The organism is Protofrankia sp. CiP3, assembly GCF_917627345.1.
GTDB lineage: Bacteria > Actinomycetota > Actinomycetes > Frankiales > Frankiaceae > Protofrankia.
Window position 1 is genome coordinate 1 of sequence record NZ_CAKJTM010000214.1, and the last position, 3,365, is coordinate 3,365.

General features: G+C 70.7%; 2 protein-coding genes and 1 pseudogene. 2 read left to right on the plus strand and 1 reads right to left on the minus strand.

Annotated features, from left to right (window positions below; genetic code table 11):
* Both MJ797_RS26425 and MJ797_RS26430 read left to right on the plus strand, forming a co-directional pair.
* Positions 1 to 440: pseudogene (locus MJ797_RS26425) on the plus strand (hypothetical protein); the annotation flags it as partial.
* The gene (locus MJ797_RS26430) at positions 437 to 2,659 is read left to right on the plus strand and encodes a recombinase family protein (RefSeq protein ID WP_239342411.1); all 2,223 of its coding nucleotides are present in this window, start codon (positions 437 to 439) and stop codon (positions 2,657 to 2,659) included. The pseudogene MJ797_RS26425 and the gene MJ797_RS26430, both read left to right, overlap by 4 nt.
* Before the next feature lie 9 nt (positions 2,660 to 2,668).
* On the opposite strand, the gene MJ797_RS26435 is transcribed toward MJ797_RS26430, so the two are convergent.
* The coding region (locus tag MJ797_RS26435) for a reverse transcriptase domain-containing protein (RefSeq protein WP_255739540.1) at positions 2,669 to 3,365 on the minus strand (697 nt) is incomplete at its 5' end.

Consider the following 3,365-nt stretch of genomic DNA (forward strand, 5'->3'; position numbering starts at 1 on the left):
TGCTCGGCCGGATGCGCCGACACGGCGCACTCGAGCTGATCCTCGAGCTGCCGGACGGCAGCAAGTCGATGATCCCGGCCGTGTGGACCAACCAGGCTGAGCCGGCCGCCGATGGCCAGGAGGTCCCGGCCGGGGAGCCGACCCTCGGCAGGGTGACCGACCTACTCGATCTGACACGGATTGTGGCCTCCCTGGTGCCTTCCGCCGTGTCGGGGGTTGTCGACGCGGATATCACCGGGCAGGTTGCGGCATGTCCGAGAAAGGAGGCCCCCGATGCCGAGCCGGCCGCAGCCACCCCTTCCGCTGCCCGGACTGCCCGCGGGCGTGCCCGACGTGGCGGTGCGGCTCCCGGCCGAGGCGGTCGCGGCAGCGGTGAGCCTGCTGGGCCGGCTGATCGCGACCGCGGCCCGGCCCTGTTCGAGACCGGGGAACCGCGATGACGGACCTCGGTAAGATCACCGGGTCGCATCTGCGGCGGGGTGCGGTCGTCTACCTGCGCCAGTCGAGCCTCGCCCAGGTCGAGCGCAACCGGGAGTCCACCGCCCGGCAGTACAACCTCGTCGAGCGGGCGGTCGGCCTCGGCTGGCCCCACCCCCGGGTCACGGTGATCGACGCCGACCTCGGTGTGAGCGGGGCGTCCACAGCGGGCCGGTCCGGGTTCGCCGAGCTGACCGCGCAGGTCGGGCTCGGTGAGGTCGGGATCGTGCTGGCCCTGGAGGTCTCCCGGCTCGCGCGCAACAACGCCGACTGGTACCGGCTTCTCGATCTGGCCGGGATGACCGACACCCTGATCGCCGACGCCGACGGCGTCTACCACCCGGCGCTGTTCAACGACCGGATGCTGCTCGGCCTGAAAGGCACTATGTCCGAAGCCGAGCTGCACATCCTGCGCGCCCGGCTCAACGGCGGGATCCGCAACAAGGCCGCCCGCGGCGAGCTACGCCGCCCCCTGCCCATCGGCCTCGTCTGGGCCGCCGGGCCCGGCGAGGTGCACCGCCACCCCAACGAGGCGGTCACCGGCGTCCTGGCCGCGATCTTCCGCCGGTTCGGTGAGGTCGGCTCGGTCCGCAAGGTCTGGCTCTGGCTGCGCGAGGAGAACCTCACGCTGCCGCTGCAGCGGCACGGCTACGTCGCTGGCAGCGACGAGGTCGAGTGGGTCGAGCCGACCTACCACGCTGTCCACACGATCCTGACCCACCCGGCCTACGCCGGCGCCTACGTCTACGGCCGTACCCGCACGCAGCGCTACGTTGACGACACCGGCACGGTGCGCATCCGCCACACGGCGCTGCCCCGCGACCAGTGGGAGATCCTCATCCGGGACCACCACGAAGGGTTCATCGACTGGGACACCTACGAGGCCAACCAGGCCCGCATCGGCGCCAATATCCGCCCCCAGGCCCACCAGCCCGGCACCGGCGCCGTCCGCGAGGGCTGCGCCCTGCTCCAGAGCCTGGCGACCTGCGGGACCTGCGGCCGTAAGCTCACCGTGTTCTACCAAGGCCCGACCACAGCCACCCCGGGCTACTACTGCCAGGGCCCCGCCACGATCGTCGACGGCCGTGGCACCCGCCACCTGCACATCGGCGGCGTGGCGCTCGACACCGCCGTCGCCGACGCGTTCCTGACCGCGCTGGCCCCGTCGGCGCTGACCGCTTGTCTCACTGCCGCCGAACAGCTCGAACACACCCACGATGCCGTCCTCGACCAGCACCGCCGCCAGGTCGAACGTGCCCGCTACCAGGCCAGCCGCGCCGAGCGCCGCTACCAGGCCGTCGACCCCGACAACCGGCTCGTCGCCCGCGGTCTGGAGGCCGCCTGGGAGAAGACGCTGACCGAACTCGCTGCCGCTGAGGCCGACCTCGCCCGCCGCGAGCAGGCCCGCCCCCGTGCCCTGACCGACACCGAGCGCGCCGGCATCCGCGCACTCGGAGACAACCTGCGCCAGGTCTGGGACGCGCCCACGACCACCGACCGCGACCGCAAACAGCTGCTGCGGACCCTGATCGACGAGGTGAAGGTCACCGTCGTGCGCGACGACGACGCCGGCCATACCGACCTGCTCATCCGCTGGAAAGGCGGCGCTCTCACGGAACTGACCGTCCCCGGCCGGCGTCGCCCGCCCGCGATCCGCACCGACGAGGACACCGTCGACCTGATCCGCCGCCTCGCTGTCCACTACCCCGACGCGACGATCGCCGGGATCCTCAACCGGCAGGGCCGGCGCACCGCCCGTGGCCTGACCTTCACCGCTACCCGCGTGCAGTCCCTGCGCTTCCACTGGGGCATCCCCTGCCACCAGCCCGACCCCGACCAACCCCGAGGCGACCTGCTCACCATCGCCGACGCCGCCAAACAACTCGGCATCGCCCCCTCGACCCTGCACCGCTGGCTGGGCGACGGCTTCGTCGCCGGCGAACAGGACACCCCCGGCGCCCCCTGGCGCATCCGCATGACCGACCAGCTGCGCAACCTCTTCGTCGACGACGCCCCCGACGGCTGGCTCGCGATGCTCGAGGCCACCCTCGCTCTCGGCGTCTCCCGCCAGACCGTGTTGCAACGTGTCAAGCGCGGCGAGCTCAAGGCCGTCCACGTCCGCACCGGACGGCGAAAGGGCCTGCGAATACAGGTCCCGCCACCCACGGACGCCCTGTTCTGACCCCCACAATCAACGGAAGGAGCAGTGTGACGATGGCTCCAAGAACTCGCGGATGTCCGCGTCGAGCACCCAGTTCACCTTCTTCTGCTCGATCCCGACCGTGAGCGCGTCCAGTGCCCTGTGTGGGCTGCGCCCTGGCCGGAAACCGTACGAGAAGCCGAGGAAGTCCTGCTCATAGATGGCGCCCAATACCTCGACAGCCGCCCGCTGGACAATCTTGTCCTCTAGCGTAACGATACCGAGCGGCCGCAACCGCCCGTCCGCCTTCGGTATATACACCCGTCGCGAGGGCTTCGCCCGGTAGCGCCCCGTATGAAGCCGGGCGTGCAGATCCCGAAGATTTTCCTCCAGGTCCTGCCCGTACTCACTCCATGTCACCCCATCCACGCCAGGAGCAGCCTTCGGGCGGACCGCCCGGTACGCCACCCGCAGGCGGTCCAGGTCAACATGGTGGAGCAGCGCGGTGAACCGCGTTTCCTTGTTCTGCCGTGCGGTTCGGCGCACACGGTCCAACGCGCTGGGCACGTCTGGTCCGGCCCTGTGTCCGGGACGCGTTTCGTTGGCCGTGTTCCCCTCGGCCATACCCCTTTCCTCCCCCACCTCCGCAGCCGCTCGCGTGGCCTTGTTCGGTTGGATCACAGGTACTACGGGCATGTCCGACTTCCCGCTCCCGTGCATCCCAGGATTACCGCCTAGGCGTTCCCTC

What these genes read in the sequence shown, in the direction of transcription:
- MJ797_RS26430 (WP_239342411.1), top strand. Translation starts at nt 437, where the DNA reads ATGACGGACCTCGGTAAGATCACCGGGTCGCATCTGCGGCGGGGTGCG.